The sequence below is a fragment of the Anthropogastromicrobium aceti genome, assembly GCF_020687335.1.
GTDB classification, from domain to species: domain Bacteria; phylum Bacillota; class Clostridia; order Lachnospirales; family Lachnospiraceae; genus Anthropogastromicrobium; species Anthropogastromicrobium aceti.
Genome location: NZ_JAJEQN010000006.1, coordinates 54,118 through 73,959, shown reverse-complemented (window position 1 = coordinate 73,959; position 19,842 = coordinate 54,118). Strand labels below are relative to the sequence as shown.

At 39.6% G+C, this 19,842-nt stretch carries 16 protein-coding genes; 3 read left to right on the top strand and 13 right to left on the bottom strand.

Going from position 1 to position 19,842, the window contains the following annotated elements; all coding sequences use genetic code 11:
* Positions 1 to 97: 97 nt before the first annotated feature.
* From LKD48_RS03520 to LKD48_RS03460, 13 genes are all read right to left on the bottom strand, one after another.
* Positions 98 to 1,786, bottom strand: a complete 1,689-nt coding sequence (locus LKD48_RS03520; RefSeq protein WP_227101443.1) for an extracellular solute-binding protein — start codon at positions 1,784 to 1,786, stop codon at positions 98 to 100.
* A 64-nt stretch (positions 1,787 to 1,850) separates the two neighbouring features.
* Positions 1,851 to 2,738: a carbohydrate ABC transporter permease gene (locus LKD48_RS03515; protein ID WP_066557198.1), complete on the bottom strand. Its 888-nt coding sequence runs from the start codon at positions 2,736 to 2,738 to the stop codon at positions 1,851 to 1,853.
* A 16-nt stretch (positions 2,739 to 2,754) separates the two neighbouring features.
* Positions 2,755 to 3,678, bottom strand: coding sequence for an ABC transporter permease (locus LKD48_RS03510; protein ID WP_308731207.1), 924 nt, complete (start codon positions 3,676 to 3,678; stop codon positions 2,755 to 2,757).
* A 4-nt stretch (positions 3,679 to 3,682) separates the two neighbouring features.
* Positions 3,683 to 3,844, bottom strand: coding sequence for a hypothetical protein (locus LKD48_RS03505; RefSeq protein WP_308731206.1), 162 nt, complete (start codon positions 3,842 to 3,844; stop codon positions 3,683 to 3,685).
* 15 nt (positions 3,845 to 3,859) lie between these two features.
* Complete coding sequence (locus LKD48_RS03500; RefSeq protein ID WP_308731205.1) at positions 3,860 to 5,347, bottom strand: glycoside hydrolase family 32 protein; 1,488 nt, start codon at positions 5,345 to 5,347, stop codon at positions 3,860 to 3,862.
* 18 nt (positions 5,348 to 5,365) lie between these two features.
* A complete protein-coding gene (locus LKD48_RS03495; protein WP_227101449.1) occupies positions 5,366 to 6,328 on the bottom strand; it encodes a carbohydrate kinase family protein in 963 nt (320 codons plus the stop codon).
* Position 6,329: 1 nt separating this feature from the next.
* Positions 6,330 to 7,232 carry a glycyl-radical enzyme activating protein gene (locus tag LKD48_RS03490; protein ID WP_308731204.1) on the bottom strand — a complete coding sequence of 301 codons (903 nt, stop codon included), beginning with the start codon at positions 7,230 to 7,232 and terminating at the stop codon, positions 6,330 to 6,332.
* Between the two features lie 18 nt (positions 7,233 to 7,250).
* Positions 7,251 to 9,377 carry a pyruvate formate lyase family protein gene (locus LKD48_RS03485; protein ID WP_308731203.1) on the bottom strand — a complete coding sequence of 709 codons (2,127 nt, stop codon included), beginning with the start codon at positions 9,375 to 9,377 and terminating at the stop codon, positions 7,251 to 7,253.
* Between the two features lie 66 nt (positions 9,378 to 9,443).
* Entirely contained in the window at positions 9,444 to 10,937 is a 1,494-nt protein-coding gene (locus tag LKD48_RS03480) for a glycoside hydrolase family 32 protein (RefSeq protein ID WP_308731202.1), read from the bottom strand.
* A 182-nt stretch (positions 10,938 to 11,119) separates the two neighbouring features.
* Positions 11,120 to 13,189 (bottom strand): glycoside hydrolase family 32 protein, encoded by a 2,070-nt coding sequence (locus LKD48_RS03475; protein WP_308731201.1) that lies wholly within the window; start codon positions 13,187 to 13,189, stop codon positions 11,120 to 11,122.
* Positions 13,190 to 13,347: 158 nt separating this feature from the next.
* Positions 13,348 to 14,937: a type 2 periplasmic-binding domain-containing protein gene (locus tag LKD48_RS03470; protein WP_262537847.1), complete on the bottom strand. Its 1,590-nt coding sequence runs from the start codon at positions 14,935 to 14,937 to the stop codon at positions 13,348 to 13,350.
* Positions 14,938 to 15,024: 87 nt separating this feature from the next.
* The gene (locus tag LKD48_RS03465; RefSeq protein ID WP_227101460.1) at positions 15,025 to 15,927 is read right to left on the bottom strand and encodes a carbohydrate ABC transporter permease; all 903 of its coding nucleotides are present in this window, start codon (positions 15,925 to 15,927) and stop codon (positions 15,025 to 15,027) included.
* Between the two features lie 15 nt (positions 15,928 to 15,942).
* The gene (locus LKD48_RS03460) at positions 15,943 to 16,884 is read right to left on the bottom strand and encodes an ABC transporter permease (protein WP_262537846.1); all 942 of its coding nucleotides are present in this window, start codon (positions 16,882 to 16,884) and stop codon (positions 15,943 to 15,945) included.
* Positions 16,885 to 17,135: 251 nt separating this feature from the next.
* Here LKD48_RS03460 and LKD48_RS03455 point away from each other — a divergent pair, with 251 nt between their 5' ends.
* From LKD48_RS03455 to LKD48_RS03445, 3 genes are all read left to right on the top strand, one after another.
* Entirely contained in the window at positions 17,136 to 18,152 is a 1,017-nt protein-coding gene (locus tag LKD48_RS03455) for a LacI family DNA-binding transcriptional regulator (RefSeq protein WP_262537845.1), read from the top strand.
* A 10-nt stretch (positions 18,153 to 18,162) separates the two neighbouring features.
* Positions 18,163 to 19,356 (top strand): metallophosphoesterase, encoded by a 1,194-nt coding sequence (locus LKD48_RS03450; protein ID WP_262537843.1) that lies wholly within the window; start codon positions 18,163 to 18,165, stop codon positions 19,354 to 19,356.
* Between the two features lie 68 nt (positions 19,357 to 19,424).
* A complete protein-coding gene (locus LKD48_RS03445) occupies positions 19,425 to 19,805 on the top strand; it encodes a DUF1622 domain-containing protein (RefSeq protein ID WP_308731200.1) in 381 nt (126 codons plus the stop codon).
* Positions 19,806 to 19,842 lie beyond the last annotated feature (37 nt).

Genomic DNA, 19,842 nt, shown 5'->3' with positions numbered 1-19,842 from the left:
CAAGTGGGCAGGAAAAACGTCTTCCTGCCCACTTTTAAATTTTAATAGCTATTCAGACCTACAATTCAATTTTACTTTATATTAATCTGAATAATTTTTACTTCATATACATTTCAGCAATTTCTTCCTGAATAGTAGATCCACCCTGCTCGTTCCACTGAGTTACAAAATCATCAAACGCTTCAATGCCAAGACTTCCAGATATAATTTTTACAAATGTTTCATCCTGTAATGCAAGAAGTGTAGACCAACGCTTCATCATTGTCTTTGTCGGTGCACCTGTATAAACACTCATCTTCATTCCAGCATCACGCAGCTCAGAATAACGTGTCCATGAACCAAACTTCGGTCCCCAACACATTGCATACTGGAATGCCGTCAAATCATCTGGATTTGCACTTCCAGTCTTGTCATATCCTTCATCTACGTAACGCTTAATACCAACATAGTAACGATATGCCTCTGGCATAAGCTCTTCTGGCTTTAATTCTCCTGCAAATACCTGTCCAATCGTTGTGTTATATCCAATTGCCTTATTCAAATATGGATCAAGAAGTGCATATGTATAATCACACTGATTAATACCAGTTTTTGAATTTACTCCCCATACTTCCAGACTGTCAAGTGTTGCATCTGGACTATTGATACGGTCATTGTTAAAGTTAATCAATTTAATCAATGCTTCTGGATGCTCACAGTTTGCATTTACTGCATAAACATAATCGAAATTTGTATAGGAATATGCTGTTGCATCTCCACCTTCTACTGAAGGTGCATTGATAACCATCCATCCACAATCATTATTATTTGCAATCGCATCGCGGCCAGCTCCCCATGATATACCATCTGTTCCATAGAACAGTCCACATGTTCCTGCTGCAACTGCCTCACTAATTGCATCAGTGTCTGATACACCAAATTCTTCGTTAATCAAACCTTCGGAATACATAGCTGCCAACTTCTCAAGAGCATTTCTAGTTTCCTGTGATGTTGGCTCATAGGATACTGTTCCGTCATCATTTGGCATCCACATATATTGAAGAATAGATCCTCCAAATGCATTGACAACACCTTCTATTGTTCCATATCCAGCATAATCAGACATCTCATTACAAACACCAAGTCCCCATGTATCATCAACACCATTGCCATCTGGATCATCATTCTTAAATGCGCGGGCAACCTCAACAACATCATCAAGTGTCTTAGGAACATCTAAGCCTAACTTATCCAACCAATCTTTGCGAATCCAAAGGAACTGACTTGGAATACGCTCTGCATTACCGCTAGGGATACCATATAAAACATCATTTCTCTTTGCTGCTTCCAAAATTTTTCCACCGTCTGAATTCAGATTTTTCTTTGTCAGCTCTGATCCATACTGCTCTAGCACATCGTCAAGCGGTGCCAGTTTTCCAGCTTCTGCTAACTGCGAATATTCAGCTACTGGCAAATATAAAAGATCTGGAAGATCATCTGATGCAATAGCAAGCGTTACCTTCTGGCTATACTCATCTCCACTTGCACAAATCTGAAAATCAAGTGTAATTCCAAGATTATCGCGATATGCATTATAATACACGTTATTATACTGATCTTCACCATCTGCATAATTTACAGTTGCCGGATTCTGGTTTTTCAGGACAGTCAGCGTAACTGGCTCATCCATAGCCCACTCTGTTAAATTTTCTGCATCTTTTGTCTCATCTGCCATTGCAAAATTTGCCGGAATTGCCGTTGCTGCAAGCATTGCTGCACACATGAGGGACAAATTCTTTTTCTTCATATTAAAAATCCTCCTTTATTTTATGTGTATCCACACATTTTTACATAATTAATACAAACTCATATCAACCCTTTACGCTTCCCACTGTAATACCAGTAACGAAATATTTCTGAAGGAATGGGTAAAATACCAAAACTGGAAGGGTACATAATACAATACCCGCAGACTTTATTGAACGACCCTCCAGATCTGCCAGAGCTGGGTTTGCTGCAATCTGCTCTGGACGAAGATCCGAAGTTTTGAAATTTAATACATGGTATTGAAGAAACGTCATAAGCGGATAATTGTCAGTATGATTGTTGTAAATCATACCATCAAACCACTCATTCCAATGTCCTACAATAATAAACAACGTTACCGTTGCCAGAGAAGGCAGTGACAATGGCAAATAAATTTTTAAAAGAATTGTCAGCCAGCCTGCTCCATCCACAACAGCTGCTTCCTCAATCTCATCTGGAATACCTCTAAAGAAGTTAAGCATCAGAAGTACATAAAACATCGTGACTGAATTAGGAAGAATCAATGCCCATATGGTATCCAGCATATGAAACTGCTTAATCACAAGATATGTAGGAATGATACCGCCATTGAAAATCATCGTGATCAAGAAAAAAGCTACATAGAACTTGCGGCTCTTAAAAAGTTTCTCACTCTTTGATAACGGATAAGCTACAGAAATCGTCATAATCAGATTTAAAACCACACCAAGCACAAGTCTCTTTACTGTTACTAACAATGCCGGAATCAATCCACTCTTTTGAAGCATATAAAGATAGGAACTGATCGTAAACTCCTTCGGAAGGAAGGTAACTGCTCCTGCATTTACCATATTTCTTGATGAAAATGATAGTGCAACAATATTCAACATTGGAAGAAGACATAAAAGTGCAAGCAATGTCAATAATATATAATTAAATACTGCAAAAATCCGCTGACCTTTCGTTGGTTTCATGTTTTTTCTCCCTTCTTTAGAATACTTGATATCCTGCAAACTTTTCAGCAGCCCAGTATCCTGCAACAATCAGCACACACGATACAACTGACTGGAACAATCCAACTGCTGTTGCCGGGCCAAACTGTGCTCCCAAAATGCCCATTCGGTAAACAAATGTATCAATTATATCTCCTGTTGAATATACAAGTGGTGAATACAGATTAAAGATCTGATCAAAACCTGCACGAAGTACATTACCAATAGAAAGAACCGTCATCAGCAATACGATTGGAAGAATACCAGGAATTGCTACATGAAGGATCTGACGGAATCGACCTGCACCGTCTAGTGCCGCTGCCTCATAAAGTGCTGGTGAAATACCAGTAATGGCTGCCAGATAAACGATTGTATTCCATCCAAATGTTTTCCATGTATCTGTCACGACCATTGTAAATGGAAACACCTTTTCATTTCCAAGAAAATACACTCGGTTCAATCCAATAGCTGCCAAAAAGTTATTCACAATTCCATCCATTCCCAATACGTCCAGAAAAATACCTGCTAACGCAACCCATGAAATAAAATGTGGTAAATACACGATAGTCTGTAATGTTCTCTTGTAAACAATGTTTCGAACTTCATTCAGCAAAAGCGCTACTGTAACTGGCACAATAATACCTGCTGCAATTTTCATAATTGCAATAAACAGTGTGTTGTAAATAACTCTTGGGAATGTTGAAAGAGAAAAGATATACTTAAAATTTTCCCATCCACACCATTCCTGTTCAAAAATGCTATACAGCGGCGAGTAATCCTGAAAAGCAATACTCAACCCTGCCATTGGAATGTACTTAAAAAGCACTACCATCACCACCGCTGGCAAAAGCATCAAATGAAATGGCAGTTCTTTTTTGAAACGTTTTCTTAATTTTCGTCCCGTTTTTGTGCTACTACTCATTTGTTTACGCCTCCTTTTTTTCTTTTATTATATCCTCCCTTGTATCTTGTGTAAATTTAACAATTATGGCTTTTATATAACTTTTGTGATGTATATTTTTATTTATATTCTTGTTTTCTTTCATTTTTATTTCAAAAAAATGATATGGCATTGCATCAAATGCCATATCATTTTATCTATTTTATCTTATTTCATATTTTAAAATATCTATCTTAACAACACCGTATGCAACAAATGAAATTTTCTCTGCCTTTAAATCTGTCTTAAAAGTGATACTCATCACCTGCTCACCATCGTTTACAAAAACTTCTGCGCTGAAACGATCGATTACAACTCGAAGCTTGAGTGATCCACTGTTGTCTTGCACCTTGCATGAACGCTTATGTACCATTGCTATTCTTGAACCAGAATAGCTTCTGTCAAGCTCAAGCTCAGACTCATGCGGATGGTAACGAAGTGACGTATAATGTTTGTCATCCTGCGCAAAGCGCATTTCAAACATATAATATCTATTTTCTTCACTTTGTGGTGCGATTGAAAGCTCAATATCTGCGATACGTCCACAAACACCCTTAAGCGTCTTTTCTCCAGATATTATTGCATTTGTATATGAAACCATATTGTGGCGGCAGGCATCTAGCTCTCTTACGGGACGCTGGATCAATCTTCCTTTTTTAACCGACAATTCTCGTGGAATGGTCATCTGCCCAAACCAAGGCTCCTTTTCCGAATGTTGATTGACCGATGCCAGATTTTGCATCCAGCCTATCAAAATCCTGCGTCCGTCTGGTGCAAGCATAGTCTGTGGTGCATAAAAATCAATGCCATAGTCGACTGACTGAGAAGAAATACTGTGAAACTGACCTGTCTGATTATCAAAGTGACCTATCTGGCAAACCACTCCGTTTCCATTGGGATATTCCAGTTCCTCTGCCTCCATCTCCATCGTGCTCACGATCAGCACATTTTGCCCATCAAGCGTGAAGAAATCCGGACACTCCCACATTCTCCCGAAGCGATTCATATTTTCTGCCATAACACTTTTAAACTTCCATGAAATGCAGTCTGAGCTTTCAAATAATAGAACGCCTCCGCCATTTGTCTCATTACGACTGACCGTAACACAGCGCCAACTTCCATCTTTCTCTTTCCAAAGCTTCGGATCACGAAAATTCGATCTGTCATATCCTTTGGGAAGCTGATCAGATGAAATTACAGGATTCTTTTCGTATTTTTTATAAACTTCACCATCGCCTGATGCTATGCACTGCTGCTGGATTTCCTTCATAGAACCATCTGACTGTTTCTCCCATGAAACTCCAGTATACAAAAGGATCTGCCTTCCATCATCAAGAGTCTGCGCACTGCCCGAAAAGCAGCCGTTTCCATTGTCATACGGCTGATCTGGTGCAAGTACTGCAGGCTGATATGTCCAATGCAGCAAATCACGGCTAATGACATGACCCCAATGCATAGGTCCCCAAAATGGCCTATATGGATTGTATTGATAAAACAAATGATACAACCCGTCATAAAATGAAAAACCATTAGGATCATTTAGCCAGCCCACACGCGGTGTTAGATGAAAAACAGGTCGATTTTCAATCGCAATCTCTGCTTCCTTTTTTATTTCATACACTCGTGCTTCGGATAATTTCTGACTGATCATACCTTCTCCTTTTTGTTATTATCTGCTTACAATCTCTTTCTCAATCTCTGCACGATCTGGCATAACACGAAGTGCACCTTTTCGCGTTGTGATTCTTGCTGCTGCTGCATTTGCAAATGTAAGCATTGATGTCAAATCAGCCTCTGTAAGATTATCTAGTCCATGTTCACAAATATAGTGCAGTACACAACCGCAGAAGGTATCACCTGCACCTGTTGTCTCAATAGTATTTTTCTGCAAAAATGGCTTTATCTCTACAATCTTATCTTCATAATATGCACGGCTTCCTTCCTTACCCATAGATACAAGAATCAGCGGAATATTGTAGCGCTCACGAATCCAGTTTACACCATCGGTATAATCTTCTTTTCCGGTAAGCCACTGGATCTCATTGTCAGAGATCTTTAAAATATGACAATGACCAAGACCATAAAGTACCTGCTCTTTTGCATCATCTAAAGACTTCCACAGCGGTGGGCGAAGATTCGGGTCAAAGGAAATAAGCGCATTTGCTTCTTCTGCAATAGAGATTGCTTTTTTTGTTGCAGCGCGTACACCATCATGTGTCATGGACAATGTTCCAAAATGGAAGATTTTAGAGTTTTTGATCAGCTCTGTAGGAATCTCATCTTCCTTTAACATCATATCAGCACCCGGATTGCGGTAGAAAGAAAAGTCGCGATCACCGTCTGGATATGTATGAACCATTGCAAGTGTTGTATGAATTTCAGGATCGCTTAAAAGTCCAGTTGAATCAATTCCTACCTCTGTGATAGCTTCTCTTAACTGCTTTCCAAAGAAGTCATCTCCTACCTTTCCAATAAATGCAGTTTTATGACCAAGCTTTGTAAGCATCGCAAGCACATTACATGGAGCTCCGCCTGGATTAGCCTCAAAAAGTGGATTTCCCTGTGCACTTGTTCCATTTTCTGTAAAATCAATCAAAAGCTCGCCAAGCGCTGTTACATCATACTGTTTCATTTTATTTTATACCTCCAATATCTAATTGATCGCTTTTTTCATCTGCTACACTTGCCTTCCACATCATTTCTTTTTGTAATGCCTTATACTTAGATGCTCCATGATTGCTCACATAAAAAGAATCTATCCTAATGATGTTGGTCAGTGATTTCAAAAGAGTCTCTCTCCTTTCGATTTCTTCTGGCGTATCGTTAATGCCTTTTGCGAGCGGCACTCGTATAATCACCGGAATATTCAAATCAGAAAGCCGCTTTAAATTCTTCGGCATATTTTTATAGCAAATGCCTTGATACACAGATGCCTTCTCTGGATTCAAAATTTTAACATCCACCAAAAACAAACCGACATACGGCAACAGTGGCTCTATTTTCTCCCACATAACCTCAAGTGTTGTGTCAAGACAGACAGAAATTTTCTTTTCTGCACATTTTGGAAGAATTTCTTTAAGAAATGCACTTTGCAAAAGCGGTTCTCCTCCTGAGAAAGTGACCCCTCCGCCATCAATATAGCAATCCACATCCTTTTCAATTTCTGTCATCACTTCCTGCACTGTCATAGTTCTTCCACACAGACGAAGAGCCTCTGACGGACAGTTTTCTGCACAGCTTCTCATTTGTTCACAATCCCTACAGATCTTAAGATCTGGCTCATAAAGAACGTGGATTTGTGTGTTTGGCCGTGTTTTCTTCTTAAATGTATATCGGATGCATTTTTTTACACATCGTCCGCAGCCAATACATTGCGCTTCATAAAACATAAGCTGCGGCTTTGCATATTGGGACTCTGGATTATGGCACCACAGACAGCTCATATGACATCCTTTTAAAAACACTGTTGTTCTAATTCCTGGTCCATCATGGATCGAAAAGCGCTGAATATCCATGACCATTGCTGTTTGTTCCACCCTTTGCCTCCATTCTTGTCAGCTGATTCGATTGATAATATGATCCTGAAGTTCTTTATCAAGCTCTGTAAATCTTGCCTGAAAGCCCCAGACTCGCACAATCAAATCCTGATGCTTTTCGGGATGAAGTTGGGCATCTAAAAGCTCAACCTTATCATACATAGTAAGGCTCAAGACCGGAATCTTCTTTTTTTCGGATGCACGCAAAAGTGTATCTATGATTTTTATGCGGTCTGCACCCATACTGTAGCCATTTTTGTCAAGCGTCAGATGAAGCACTGATGATGCAAAGCCCTCTTTCATAGGAAGCGTTGCCGCTGAGTTCAAAATAGCTGTCGGGCCCTTCTTTGCAGCCCCCGGTGTCGGACTACAGTGTTCTGCAATCGCATCGCGAAAACGTCGTCCATCAGGCGTAGCTCCTGTCACATTTGCAAAAATTTTAAAATCAATGTTGTACAGACCAGGATACAACAGTGTATTCTCTGGTCCACGAAAAGCATTGACACGCGCCAGAAAATGGTCTGCAATCTGCTTCGCCAATGCATCTACTTCCTTTTTATCGTTTCCGTACTTTGGCAGATGCAACAGCTGCTGTCTTAACACTTCATAGCCTTCAAAATCAACAGAAAGTGCCTTGATCAGTTCTTCCATTGTAACTAGCTTTTTCTCATATACAGCTGACTGTATTGCATATAAACAGTCGGCCGCTGTTCCTATGCTTCCTGAAAGCAGCTGATAATTAGTGATATCAAAGCCACCTCCGCGAAGCGGATCTTTTCCGGTACGCAGACATTTCTCAAAAGTACCTGCCGTAAATGGACTAGTAATGGATACTGTCTGGTCTTCCTGCATTTTCTGTTTAATCATCAAAAAGTAATGATCAAGCTGATGATCCATCTGCTCAAAGAAAGCACTTAAAAACTCAGAAAATGTAGTCAACTCCTGTGGTTTTTTTGATTCAATTCCAATCAAAAGATTTGTTTTCGGTACAAAATCCGCCCCATGTATGCTATTTTTTTTCATAGAAACTGGCTTAACACACGGATTTTCGTTTCCTCCAAACAAGGTAAGTTCCACTGTTTTGACCATCTCATACTGCCAGAAAACAATCGCACTCTTTCCTGCAATTACCGTCTCTGTACAACCGTCATTTGCATATTGGCAGGCATCCTCGTGACAAATACCAGCCTTTTCCATTGCAGGAAGTACAGCTTCATCAAAATAGATTGTTGGCTGTCCACTTCCAGATGACAACATATTTATGCAGTTATCGCGAAGCTTTTTCGGTGTTTTTTCGTGAAAACGTACGTTCAAATGCGGCTCAGATCCGCCCGTATTTTCATACGCTACCAGAATCAAATAAGTAATCTCATTCGTCTGATCATTTCCTTTGGCATCTTGTCCTGAAAGCATCAGATTTCGCAGAGTATCACCAGTATTGATCTCATTCATTCTGGTAAACATCTCTTCAAGCATTTTTTCTGCTTCTTGCTGATCCCAAATACCCATTTCACAATCATGCTTATAAAATGGATATAACAGCTGATCAAGTCTTCCAATACATCCTGCACCAAATGGACTGCGAAACAAATATGTAAACCAAAAAAGTTGGAGTGCCTCGCAAAATGTGTTTGGCTTGTTTATTGTCAAATTCTGACATATCTTTGCAATTTTTTCATAACGCTTCTTTTTAGTATCACTTGTTTCCTGCTTTACACATTCTAGTGCAAGTACCATGTGATCTGCAACAAACTGTCGAAAACGCTTCCAGACATGAAGCAAACTTTCCAAATACGCAATATCTAACTGCGTTTGATCCTGCAATTCGCTTTGCAAATTATTTTTAAGTGTTTCAAGTGTCTCTGCTGCAATTCTAATCACACCATCAATGCCATATTGAAGATAGCTGTCTGCCATCGGATAATGACAGTTATCAATCTCAAGCAAGAACGACAAGATTGACCAATCTGTAAGATTTTTTCTCTTGCTGTCATTCTTATCCCGGTTTCGGCGGCCGGCAAGCCATCCGCTTTCCGGCACCCAAACCTCATATGAATTTGCCAATTTATCAAAAACTTCACTGCTCTGTCTTATTTTTTTTAATACCATTTCCTGATTATGCATCTCATCCGAGTTTGTTTTCAATTTTTTTCTGCCTCCCTGCAGCTGTCGTGCTCTGGCATCTGATTATGTTTTTGTCGATATTGCGAATTACTCAATATCGTACTTTACAATATCCATGTATACTGTTCCATCTGCCACAAATGAAATTTCCTTTGCCGCAGTATCTGTCGTAAATGTTACACTCATCACTTGCTCACCATCGTTTGCAAAAACCTCTGCACTAAAACGGTCAATCACAACACGAAGCTTAAGCTTACCGCCGTTATCTTTTACCTTGCAGGAACGCTTGTGAACCATCGCAATTCTAGAATCAGAGTAGCTTCTGTCAAGCTCAAGCTCAGACTCGTGCGTACGATAGCGAAGTGCTGTGTAATGCTTGTCATCCTGTGCAAATCTCATTTCAAACATATAGTAACTGTCGTCCTTGCTTTTTGGTGCAATCGTAAGTTCAACATCAGCCACACGACCTTCAATGCCTTCAAGCTTTACTGCCTCTAAACCTGCTACACACACACCATTGTGTGAAACTGGATTTTTGCGGCATGCATCAAATTCCTTTGTCGGACGCTGAATCAGCTTGCCATCAACAATTGACAGCTCTCTTGGCAGTGCCATCTGACCAAACCATGGCTCAGTCTCTGCATGCTGGTTAACAAATGCCCAGTTTTGCATCCATCCAATCATGACTCTTCTGCCATCTGGTGTCTGTGTAGACTGCGGTGCATAAAAATCAACACCATAATCAACAGTCTGTGCATGCTCACATGTAAAGGTTCCTGTCTCATCGTCGTAGGTTCCGATCTGGCATACAACACCGTGACCATTTGGATATTCAAGTCCTTCTGCTTCCATCTCCATCGGACTTACAATCAAAACTGCCTTTCCATCCAGCTCAAACAGATCCGGACACTCCCACATCTTTCCAAACTTTCCGTTATTCTGTGCTAAAATGCTCTTAAAGTTCCATGAGAAGCCATCCTTGCTTTCAAACAAAACTGCACGTCCATCTCCCTTGTTATCACAGTTTACCATCACACAGCGATAGCTTCCGTCTGCTGCCTTCCATACCTTCGGATCTCTAAAATCAAATCTGTTTGAATCACTCGGCAGCTGTTTTGCTGTCATAACAGGATTATTTTCGCACTTTTCATAATTTACGCCATCACCAACTGCCACGCACTGCTGCTGTACATCGTGCATTGTTCCATCTGGCTGTTTTTCAGATAATACACCTGTATACACAAGAAGCTGACGTCCATCAGCAAGATCAATCGCACTTCCTGAGAAGCAGCCGCCGCCGTTTTCATACGGTTCATCTGGTGCAAGTGCTGCAGGAAGATAATTCCAGTGCAGAAGATCCTTACTCACTGCATGACCCCAATGCATCGGTCCCCAGAATGGACGATATGGGTAATACTGATAGAACATGTGATATGCTCCATTATAATAAGAAAAACCATTTGGATCATTCATCCAGCCAACTCGTGGTGTCAGGTGAAACACCGGTCTCATCTGTGGTGTGATCTTTTTCTCGTTCTCTGCTTCATAAGCTCTTGCCTTTTCTAATTTTTCGCTGATCATATTTCCTCCCTTTTGTTTGCTGTCTTTATTATTTATAAATTTGTTTGCGTACCTATCTTACACTGTAAGTATATACTCGAAATGCCATTTGTGTCAACCGCTTAACACTTTGGCAAAACAGCAAATTTTTATATTGTTTTTTGTGCTATTTTACCAGGTTTATATATCTTATCAAGACTTTTTTAGTCATAAGCACTTTTCATATTCCAAAGCTGTATAGAACTAACTCTTGCATTGGTACTACTTGAGCTTACACTGATTTTTCGTTCTCCGTCTGCCACGTAATTTCGAAGTGTCATTGCTTTTCTCTGATTTAAATAAACCTCAATCATCGAATGATCAAGAAAATACTCTATTGTAATCTCTCCCTCAACTTCAACCAGATCACATAAATCGCGAAATCTAGAAATTTCTTTTCCTTCTGCGTTTCGTGCAAAAAAGCGTTTTGTATTGCGGTTATACACTACTTGAACATACCTTGACTCATCAACTACACTTTCTGTGCATATTGCGATTTCATCCGCATCTGTAGTCAGCTTTACATACATACAATTGGAATTAATCTTTTCCAGATCGTGATTTAGTTCTTCTATACCACAGTTTGTTCTTTCAAGAAGCATTTTCTCTTCACATGACAATATCTCACGAATAGGCTGCATTTTTAGCCCATTATCCCACCAAAGCTGCAATGGCAGTCCACCATTATGTGCCCATCCTGCATGATACTCATCTGAAAATGGCCGTTTTCCCTGCGCGATTGTAAATACAACACTTCGTTTATCAGGCGTAACAAATCCACTAGGGCCAGTAAAAGTACCATATCCAAGATCAAGAAGCATTGCATGGTCATTCCATTTTGTGAATGTTTTCTTTGACGCATCCCAGTTTCCAAGAAAATAATATGTCTCTACAATATCATGTTCTATCTGGCAAGCACAAAACATCATAATATGACATACAATCTTTCCAGAATCATCTCGAAGCGGAAGCAACACAGGAAGCTCCCACACATGACCACATTTTTGATTAATTTCATAATCATAATCCACAAGCATTCCGCAAGATTCCCAATTTAAGCCATCTGCTGACACATACAATGCTGCATTTCCGCCTCCATTATGCTCATCTCCTGTACCAACCAGCATAAAATAATTATCCTGCTCTATCCAGACAAATGGATCCCTAAATTCTCCCAACCAGCCTATATCCTGTTCTTTTATTAATGAAGGATATTTTTTCCATTTCTTTAAAAGCGGATCTTCTTCTGTATCTTCCGGCTGTGCCAATGCAACTGCCTGATTCGGAAAACGATTGTTATTTCCAGCCGTGTAATAAATGCGCGGCACACCATCTTTGTCAACCAGTCCACTTCCTGACCAGCATCCAAGCTCATCATAAAAACCATTTTCTGACTGCAGTGCTAACGGCAGATCCTTCCAATGAACCATATCTTTGCTTGCCAGATGTCCCCACTGAATGGAATCCCAGATAGGTGCATGCAGATTAGCCTGATAAAAGATATGATAATAGCCATTATAGAAAAATGGTGCATGCGGCTCATTCATCCATTTTTCTGGTTCAATCAAATGATATTGCGGGCGGTTTGCATCATTCAAAAATCTTGTTCTGTTTGGCGTGTATAATACTTTCTCTAAAGAATTTTCTCTTTTTGAATCTTTTATGGCTTGTTCAACTGAAACTGCTTCTGATAAAAATTGTATATTTTTCATCCATCCCCAGAAAACACCCATCTGAGGTGTCAAACAATCCTTATCGGCATCTTTTCCGATGAAAATCTTATGTCTTGGCCATTTTATCTTCTGAAAACGGCCAAACTGTAAACGATTTGATAACACGCCGTTGACCACAAGATCACACCAGCCTTCGCGAAAACGGTAAATAACAAATATATGATTCCATTTTTCAAGATCAACGTTCTCACGAATGGAGTAAAATACCATTTGTCGTCCACCAAAGCCGAGAATCACCTCAACTTTTCCATCTGATGTCAGTCTGACTGCCATTCCTTCACTTGTTTTTCGATCCATACAGGAAAATATAGCATCACCTTCACTTGAAATGCCAAATGGAGCAATTTCAAATTCAAGCGTAAATGCATTTGCCTGCTGCAAATCTCCCTGTTCCTTATAAAACCATACTGAATATCCATCAAAAAAAGAAGCATTATCTCTCTCAGGAAGTAACCTGTTTTGATACGCTGGATCCGGATTCATCTTAAACTGTGATAACATTTTCATCCTCCTTTGATATTGACCCTTTGTTCTACTTCTTTGCTATATTCTTTTTCATCCACTCCCTGCCCCTGCTCTGTCTATGAGCTTTTTATCATTGTTCACGGATACAGCAAGGGCAGGCATTTTCATGCCTGCCCCATTTTCTCAGGTCTTTTTTACTGAGCCTCTACATAACGGTCATATGCAGCCTGCCATGCTGCAACAACGTCTTGCAGTCCCATGCTGTCCATTGCAGAAACATAATCGTCCCACTCATCTTCGATGCCGCCATCTGTAAGCCAGTGAGCAGTCTTTTCTTCTGTCAATGCCTTTAAATCACTTAAATAGTCATTAATTGTATTTGTTTCTTCTTCTGTAAACACAACAGAAGGATAATACTCTGTAGAATCTACATACTGGAACCAGAAATCACGTATGTCATCAATTCTTTGCTGAGCACGATCCTCAAGATAATAGTAAGTACCATAATCCTCTGTCAGCTGCTCTGTAGGTCCTAACAACTCATTCTTTGACTTCAGCTCACCTGCTGTCTCACCATCCTTTAAATCTCTCATCGTGTAACAGCCCTTCTCATCTGGCTCCTCGTTCCAATAAGAACCGATTGCACCATAAATTGCCTGCATACTGTTAATCGGATCATACATCTGATCTACCCACTTTAATAACAGTTCTGGATTCTTACATGCGCTTGTAATAGAGAAATTCTTATGGTTAGTTGTTCCACACTCATTTAAGTTTACATGATGAGTTCCGTCCGGGCCATCAAGAATCGGGAGATACTCATAACTTTCTGCTCTCTCATTTCCAACAACTTCCGGAATTTCCCACCAGGTAAATACACCCAGTCTTGCATCCTCGCCATTGCCCTTTGCAATATACTGGCTGGAATCCTGAGAGAATACTTCAATATCAATCAGACCTTCCTCAAACCACTTATGGAAGTAAGCAATTGCATTCTTATAGTTTTCGCTAGTTGCCTGATAATATACCTTTCCATTATCAATAGCTCTGTGATCCTCGTTATAATCGGTAAAACCAAATCCTGCAAACAGTGTTGTCATTCCAGCACACCAATTGTTTGCCATAAAGGACATCGGAATCTCATCAGTTGCATCACCATTTCCATTGCAGTCATTTTCCTTAAATGCAACAAGTACATCGTGGAGTTCATCGAGTGTTGTCGGCATTTCCATTCCAACCTTCTCCAGCCAATCCTTATTGATAGAAGTAAACTGCGGGATAGCACCAATTCCAATATAAGTTCCATCATCATCAATGTAACCCATCTCAGAAATACCTGGAAGTCCATAGATATGACCGTCTGGCATAGTTGCTGTAGCAAGAAGCTCTGGTCTCTTCTCTGCCAATGCAGTCAGATTTGGCATTGTCTCCTCATTGATATAATCCTCAAGCGGAATCAGAACACCATAGCTACCATAATTAATCAGCTCATAGTCTGTTAATTCTGCTGCCATAAATGCATCTGGCATATCAACACCTGCATTTAAAATCAGGTTCTTCTTCTCAGTCAGCGTATCTCCTGATACACAGTTCCAATCAATAGTTACGCCCATTGCTTCATTCATCTGCTGTACAAGCGGCTTCTCACTATTGTCTGGTGATAATGCGCTGACACCTGCAAAGATGTTGAATGTTGTCTGTTCAGATTCACCTGCAAATGCCATCTGAGGAACCAGCATTGCTGCTGCCATGGTAAGTGCCATCATTTTGTTTGCCTTTTTCATTACAAAGTCCTCCTTAAAAAATATATATTGTTTATTTTATTGTAACCTTTTTATTATAACCTTTTATTATATTGGCATTTGGACAAATCAGCCCTTTACAGCTCCTGCCATAAAGCCTTTTTCAAAATATTTCTGTACAAACGGATACGCAATCAGCATCGGAACAGAGCCTACTACAATTGATGCAAACTTAATTAACTCTGTCAGCTTATTTGCTTCCGCATAACCACCATCCATATTTCCCATCATGCTTGCCATCGCCTGACTTTGAATCAAAATCTGACGAAGAACAAGCTGCAGTGGATATCTGCTTTTTTCCTGCATGTAAATAAGTGCTGTAAACCAGTCATTCCAATAAGCAACCATTGTAAAGATAACCATTACTGCGATAATAGGCTTTGCAAGCGGAAGTGCAATCTTTACAAAAGTACGGATATTTCCACTTCCATCAATAGATGCAGCCTCATATAACTCCTGCGGAATGCTTGTCTCAAAGAATGTTCTTGTTACAATAACATTGTAGACAGATACACCGCCAGGAAGAATAAGTGCCCAAACACTATTAAGCATATGCATCTTTGATACAACCAGGTAAGTCGGAATCAATCCACCGCCAACATACATTGTAATAACATAGAAGATCATGATTGCGCGTCGAAATGGAAGCGTCTTTTTTGACATACAATAGCCTGTTGTCAATACAAGTGCAACAGATACAACTGTTCCAAGAACAGTATAATAAATGCTATTCAGATAGCCGCCTGCAATTGAGTTTTCTTTAAATACTCTCTTGTAACCCTCAAATGTGATCTTCGAAGGCAATAAGAATGTTTTTCCCGCATAAACCTCATATGGATCAGAGATTGACGCAATTAATACATAATACAGCGGATACGCTACTAAAATAACAAGAATCAATAAAAACGCACCATTGATAATGTCAAATGTCTTCTCGGAAGATTTCTTTTTTATTTTCATATTGCTTGCCATATCTTATTCCCCCTTTTAAATAAAGCTCACATCTGACAGGCGTTTACATACTGTATTCACCACAACCAGCAACACTATATTAACAACAGTATTAAACAATCCAACTGCTGTTGAAAAACTGTACATTGCCTTCAAAAGACCCTGCTCATATACATAAGTTGCGATAATTTCTGATGTTGCCTTGTTTAAGCTTGTCTGAAGCAGATATGCCTTTTCAAATCCGACATTCATCAAGTTTCCAAACGACATAATCAGCTGAATTACAATAACAGGTATAAGTTCAGGAATGTCAATATAGAAGATTCTCTGAAGCGGTGTCGCACCATCCACTCTTGCAGCTTCATGCAGTGACGCATCTACGCTTGATAATGTTGCAATGTAAATGATTGTTCCCCAACCTGCGTCCTGCCATACACTAGATGAAATGTAGATGGTACGAAATGCAGTTGCAGAGTCAATTAAGTTAGTTGCTTTTCCGCCGAATGCCTGAATGATTGTACTGATCAGTCCTCCATATGGAGAAAGGAAAATACGAAGCATACCACACAGGATCATTGTTGAAATAAAATGAGGTGCATAGAGTATCGTCTGCGAAACACGCTGGAACTTTTTCCACTTCACCTGATTGATTAAAAGTGCCAGTATGATCGGAATTGGAAATGTCCACAAAATACTGTAAAGACTCAGCAATACCGTATTTTTGATCATTCGTATGCTGTTATAATTGTTAAAGAAACGCTCAAACCATTTCAATCCTACCCACGGACTTCCAAAAAAGCCTCCAACTGGATTGTAATCACGGAAAGCAATCTGTACACCATACATTGGAACATATTTAAAAATAATTGTCAAAATGATGCCTGGAAGCAGCAGCACATAAAACTCCCAATGCTTTGCGATTTGCTTCCACAGATTTTTCTTCGGAACAGGCACTGCTCCTTGTTTTGCCTTCTTCATGCTCTTCCCTTCTTTCTTTTACTTTGAGTGTTACTTGAAACGTTTCATGTTTGTATTTTCATTATAGTTATGTTTTTTCATATTGTCAACTATTTTCCTTATATTTTTCTCATTTATATGCAGTATATTCAATTTTATTATCTTGCTTTTGTGCATATGCAACAATATAACGTTTCATATTTTTGTGGTATACTATTTATAAATAAATTATGATATACTATTCATTAATATAACGTTTCAGGAGGATCTTTATGGCAAAAACAAACGCGCCCACTATGAAAGACGTCGCAAAGGAGGCTGGAGTTTCACTTGGCACCGTTTCTAAAGTTATTAACGGAATTACTGTGCGCGAGGAATATAAAAAGAAAGTGGAAGCTGCCATTGCCAGCCTCCACTATGAAATAAATACCTATGCACGAGGATTAAAAACAAAAAAAACAGGACTAGTTGCCGTGATTATTCCCAACATGCTAAATCCTTTTTTTGCAGCCCTTACCGATTATATTGAGGATGCCTTATACAAAAAAGGATTAAAAACAATGCTTTGCTGCTCAGATGGTATTCCTGAAAAGGAGATTGCTTATTTAAATCTGGCAACGCAAAACAAAGTTAACGGAATTGTTGCACTGACCTACTCAGATATTGGAAATTTTATCAATCCTGATATTCCGATTGTTGTCTTCGACCGCTTCTTTGAAAACCGCAACATTCCTCGAGTTGCATCAGATAATTATAATGGCAGCATGATGGCTATTGAAAAGCTGCTTGAGCTTGGCTGTCGCCATCCAGTATACATTCGTTTTCATTCTATCTTCCCTGGAGAATCTGACAAGCGAAAAGATGGCTATTTGGCTGCCTGCAAAAAATATCATATAACTCCCGACTTTCTTGACATGGAAGATTGTGATAATTTCATTGATATGATGAAGCAATTTATTGATAAGCATAAAAAATCAGATGGCTCTCTTTCCTTTGACGGAGTTTTCTGTCATACAGATTATCACGGTTATATATTCAAGAAGCTTTTGCAAAAGGAAGGATACCGTGTCCCAGAAGATGTACAGCTTATTGGTTTTGACGGTATCCGCAAATTTGGTGGGTCAAAAGAAGATCTTTTTGTCTCCTCAATGTGCCAACCACTGCCGCAGCTTGCCGCAAAATGTGTAGAAATTATCACAACAGAGGATCGTTCTATGATCCCTAGCCTGACACTTCTTCCAGTGACTTTCGAGGATGGCGGCACAACACGATCACTCAAAAAAGGTTAAGGTAACGCCTATGCTGAAATGGTTCATGCTAACTGTCTATATAACCCTCTGCTGCTACGTTATGTGGTCATTTTGCAGATGGACAAAAAAGATATATCTTCCAAAGCGCCGCGCCTTTAACATTATTGTGTGCGGACTAATATTAATCTTTGCTGCCAGCATTTTTTTAGGGAAATTTCTTCCTGAAAATGATTATCAGCTCTTGATTTTGCGATTCAGCAATTATTGGATTGGCTTCTTAATTTATCTGATTTTCTTTATTCTCACAGCTGATCTTTTTTTGCTGCTTCTAAAGCTTGCTTCACGTTATATAAAATCAAGCAAGCATCTTTTGTCTTCTGTATTTCTTCGCACTATACTTGGCTTTCTTGTCATTTTACTTAGTATCAGCTTTACCGTATATGGATGCTTTCACGCAAAGATGCTGACTACCGCCCACTATAAAGCCACTATTCAAAAAAGTGCCGGCAATCTGACAGATTTACGAATGATTTTACTTGGAGATTTTCATCTTGGCTACAGTGTTGGCTGCTCCCAGATTGAGGACATGGTTGCTGCAATTAATTCCGAGAATGCTGATATTGTTGTTATTGCAGGAGATATTTTTGATAATAACTTCGATGCTCTTGATAATCCAGAGCGCCTCGAAATGCTCCTGTCACAGATAAACAGCACTTACGGAACATATGCCGTATTTGGAAACCATGATGTGACAGAGACATTGATTGCCGGTTTTCCAATTTCTTCAAAAAATGCACCGCGCGATCCGCGCATGTATGAATTTCTTAAAAAAAGTAATATTAGCGTGCTTGAGGATGAGACAGCAATAATAGACAACAGCTTTTATCTTACTGGACGTCTTGATGAAAAACGCACCGGAAATGGAACAAAAAAACGTGCTTCTCTTGATGAACTCACAAAGAATCTTGATCCATCTATGCCGCTTTTTGTGATAAGCCATGAACCTGATCATCTGTCTGATTACAATGCGCACGGTGTTGATATAGTTCTTTCTGGTCACACACATGCCGGCCAGTTTTTCCCACTGACGATTGTTCAACCGTTTGTGTGGGAAAATTACTGGGGCATGAAAATGATTGACAGCATGTACAGCTTTGTCACTTCCGGCATTGGTGTCTACGGACCCGACATGCGTGTTGGAACAAATAGCGAAGTTATGGTAATTGATGTTCATTTTGAATAAAAAATCATTTGCTATTTCCTCCTATGTATACTATGATGGATATTAAGTATACACAGGAGGATTCTTTTATGTCGGCAGAATTTCTTGATTTTATTCTTGAAGTGGTCATTTCATATCTTGTTCCCATCCTAGAACTGATCGGCGTCTTTATTGTCGCCTATGGAACGATAAAATCATTTATCAAATTTATACGTTCCGGTCTAAATTCCGATGATACAAGAGTAAAGATTGATCTGGCTGAAACACTGGCGCTGTCTCTGGAATTTAAAATGGCAGGCGAGATTTTAAAAACAGTTGTCTCCCATACAATTGAGGAACTGAGTATTCTTGGAGCCGTAATTGTACTGCGTGCGCTTTTAACATTCCTGATCCATTGGGAACTGAAAATGGAACGCCAGACAGAGCATGCCGAGCGCGAACATGCTAAAATTCATGAAAAAGCAAAGTAAAATCAGAAAAAGCTCCCCTAGCTTCGTTTGAAGCTAG

Bases quoted from the DNA above. Each gene is read 5' to 3' on its own strand.
- LKD48_RS03520 (WP_227101443.1), bottom strand. From the start codon at position 1,786: ATGAAGAAAAAGAATTTGTCCCTCATGTGTGCAGCAATGCTTGCAGCA.
- LKD48_RS03515 (WP_066557198.1), bottom strand. From the start codon at position 2,738: ATGAAACCAACGAAAGGTCAGCGGATTTTTGCAGTATTTAATTATATA.
- LKD48_RS03510 (WP_308731207.1), bottom strand. From the start codon at position 3,678: ATGAGTAGTAGCACAAAAACGGGACGAAAATTAAGAAAACGTTTCAAA.
- LKD48_RS03505 (WP_308731206.1), bottom strand. From the start codon at position 3,844: ATGGCATTTGATGCAATGCCATATCATTTTTTTGAAATAAAAATGAAA.
- LKD48_RS03500 (WP_308731205.1), bottom strand. From the start codon at position 5,347: ATGATCAGTCAGAAATTATCCGAAGCACGAGTGTATGAAATAAAAAAG.
- LKD48_RS03495 (WP_227101449.1), bottom strand. From the start codon at position 6,328: ATGAAACAGTATGATGTAACAGCGCTTGGCGAGCTTTTGATTGATTTT.
- LKD48_RS03480 (WP_308731202.1), bottom strand. From the start codon at position 10,937: ATGATCAGCGAAAAATTAGAAAAGGCAAGAGCTTATGAAGCAGAGAAC.
- LKD48_RS03475 (WP_308731201.1), bottom strand. From the start codon at position 13,189: ATGTTATCACAGTTTAAGATGAATCCGGATCCAGCGTATCAAAACAGG.
- LKD48_RS03470 (WP_262537847.1), bottom strand. From the start codon at position 14,937: ATGAAAAAGGCAAACAAAATGATGGCACTTACCATGGCAGCAGCAATG.
- LKD48_RS03465 (WP_227101460.1), bottom strand. From the start codon at position 15,927: ATGGCAAGCAATATGAAAATAAAAAAGAAATCTTCCGAGAAGACATTT.
- LKD48_RS03460 (WP_262537846.1), bottom strand. From the start codon at position 16,884: ATGAAGAAGGCAAAACAAGGAGCAGTGCCTGTTCCGAAGAAAAATCTG.
- LKD48_RS03455 (WP_262537845.1), top strand. From the start codon at position 17,136: ATGGCAAAAACAAACGCGCCCACTATGAAAGACGTCGCAAAGGAGGCT.
- LKD48_RS03450 (WP_262537843.1), top strand. From the start codon at position 18,163: ATGCTGAAATGGTTCATGCTAACTGTCTATATAACCCTCTGCTGCTAC.
- LKD48_RS03445 (WP_308731200.1), top strand. From the start codon at position 19,425: ATGTCGGCAGAATTTCTTGATTTTATTCTTGAAGTGGTCATTTCATAT.